Below are 1827 nucleotides of genomic sequence, written 5' to 3'. Positions count from 1 at the left end.
CTTTAGCAAACGGTCACGCGGAGACGGAGCGTCGCCGTCTCGCGTTGTGTACGGGTCTGGGAGATTTGCCGGAGTCTGGGCTTTTAGACGGTGCCCTACACCGGCGGAAATATGGCTAACCTAATAAGGTGCTCTGAACTGAGGTTATGATTTTTTAGCAAACGGTACATGCGGACACGAGACGTCGCCACTGATCTATCTATCTGGAAAAAATGAAAAAGTTGGCCGGGTTTCCGGGTTCGTATTACTCCCCGCTAGTCCGCAATGCACCCCAGTGAAAAACGTTGGGAGTGAACAGATTTCGTTTTGGATATGTTTCCGTGAACCGGGGTCTTCACCCGCCCCTCGCCCGTTAGCGTTAGCTCCCGCAGTATCTTGTTCGCGGCGAGCATGTAGTCGTTTCCTGCGTTTAGCCAGATTCGGGCTTCGTGGATGACGGATTTAAACCCCAGTCGTGTGGCGTGGCAGGGACGACTGCCGCAGCACGAGGGAGGGCGACAGGCAACCGCAATCTTGAACGCGGACTTTAGACAACCACGGGTGTTTAAGACGAGTCACGCAGAGGCCGGCACACCGAGGGCGCCCTAGAACAGAGTGCCGTCGGTCCCCATCCAATCGTCGGGCACCGGGAATGGTTGCGCCCAAGACTTAAGAATCAAGGCGATGTCTTGAACACCGAGCAGGCCTTCGGCCACGTCGTTGGTCAGACCTATAAGCTCCCCGGCTTCGACGTGGACGTCGAAGCCGTTGACTGCATAAAACATCGCCGTAGCCACCCATGCGGTGCGTTTGTTGCCGGTCACGAAAGGGTGGTTGCGCGCCAACCCGTGCAGCAGCGCCGCAGCCTTCTCGTGGATGGTCGGAAATGCGTCCTCTCCGAATGCGCTCGTTTGTGGACGCAATACCGCTGCGTCTAGCAGTCCGAAGTCGCGGAGCTGGTCTGGACCTACGAACTGTTGGTTTATATCGAGGACGTCATCCGCCGTCAGATATGTGATCACACCTACATGTCTTTCATCTTGTCGAGGGCGATTCTGTGCTGCTCGACTACGCGCTCGAACGCTGAGCGCATCATGTCGGGCCGACCGTGGATTTTCAGGTACTCGATAAGGGCACGCTTGATTACTTCGTTTCCAGAGGTGTCGGTGATGAAGGCGTAGTTCTTCAGCGCGTCTGCCAGGTCGGCCGGTAGACGCACGGTCAGTGCGGTGGTCTGTGCTTCTTTGTTCGCGATCGGAGAGGCCATGCCACCATGATGTCATGATGTATCTCTCCGCGTCTACGGCAACCCATCCCCATGCTCACCGATGCCGAGTTGGACGAGTTGGCCGAGTCGATGGCGAGATGCGCTCAAGAAGTGAGCGGCATTGTCCTCGACTTCAAACCCGACCTCGCCGAATCTGTTGTGGGCTCCTGACCCAACACCTCGTGGGCCGGGACTCTTCGGCGAGCAACCATAGGCTTCTGACCTACGTTTTGGGACACGCTCATCACGTTCCCCACAAACATCGTGGACCGGCCGTCGTCCAACTGTCCAGAATTGGACACATCCGTTCCCCGCGCCCACGGACCGGACGGGGGGCGAGTCGGCCGGACCGGCCAGCAAAAAATCGTGCAGAAGTACACGATTATTCGGCCCATGAGTTCGCTGCACTAGGCGTCGTCAACTGTCACATTTGTGTCAGATCCGTTCCCTACGCCCACGGGCCGGACTCCACGACGAACAATTGGTCACCGCGGTGACCAATCCGTTCCCTAACGCCCACGGGCCGGACTCTCGGATGTTGAAAAGTGGCGACTTTCCGCCACTTTCCCAGTTCCCTGCGC

2 protein-coding genes are annotated in these 1827 nt (G+C 57.7%); both read right to left on the bottom strand.

Annotated features, from left to right (window positions below; all coding sequences use genetic code 11):
- Nucleotides 1-584: 584 nt before the first annotated feature.
- On the bottom strand, nt 585-1001 hold the full coding sequence (locus tag F0Q45_RS25805; RefSeq protein ID WP_149656565.1) for a type II toxin-antitoxin system death-on-curing family toxin: 417 nt from the start codon (nt 999-1001) through the stop codon (nt 585-587).
- A 2-nt stretch (nt 1002-1003) separates the two neighbouring features.
- Entirely contained in the window at nt 1004-1246 is a 243-nt protein-coding gene (locus F0Q45_RS25800; protein WP_149656564.1) for a DNA-binding protein, read from the bottom strand.
- Nucleotides 1247-1827: the final 581 nt, after the last annotated feature.

Source organism: Mycobacterium simiae, from assembly GCF_008370645.1.
Lineage (GTDB): Bacteria > Actinomycetota > Actinomycetes > Mycobacteriales > Mycobacteriaceae > Mycobacterium > Mycobacterium simiae_A.
The sequence above is the reverse complement of the archived record's forward strand: the minus strand, read 5'-3'. Positions and strand labels throughout refer to the sequence as shown.

Bases quoted from the DNA above. Each gene is read 5' to 3' on its own strand.
- F0Q45_RS25800 (WP_149656564.1), bottom strand. From the start codon at position 1,246: ATGGCCTCTCCGATCGCGAACAAAGAAGCACAGACCACCGCACTGACC.